The 240-nt window shown below is 46.7% G+C and carries 1 protein-coding gene; it reads right to left on the bottom strand.

The genetic code is table 11. From position 1 onward, the window contains the following. Positions 1-44: 44 nt before the first annotated feature. A partial coding sequence (locus Q4519_RS22060; RefSeq protein ID WP_303516125.1) for an ROK family protein occupies positions 45-240 on the bottom strand: 196 nt, incomplete at its 5' end.

The raw sequence follows: 240 nt of genomic DNA, 5'->3' as shown, positions 1-240 counted from the left end.
GCCGCCATTATCTCTCCGGCAATTAACTCTTTTTCAGGGTTAAATTAGTTCACCATGATCGCGATTGCTTGGCCGAGATATTTACCGAAATTAGTAAGCACTGAATTCGCAAGCGCGTCGCCTTTGTTGGCCGCTTGGCAAATACTGGAAATGTAGATTTGCATGCCGCCGAGGCTGCTTTGACGGCATTCTGCAATATACTGCTTAACCTGTTCTACTATGGCTTCATTAGACGCCACG

Source organism: Motilimonas sp. 1_MG-2023, from assembly GCF_030547455.1.
Taxonomy (GTDB): Bacteria; Pseudomonadota; Gammaproteobacteria; order Enterobacterales; family CBDFNC01; genus Motilimonas.
Note: the sequence above shows the minus strand (reverse complement) of the source record. Positions and strands in the feature narration are given on the sequence as shown.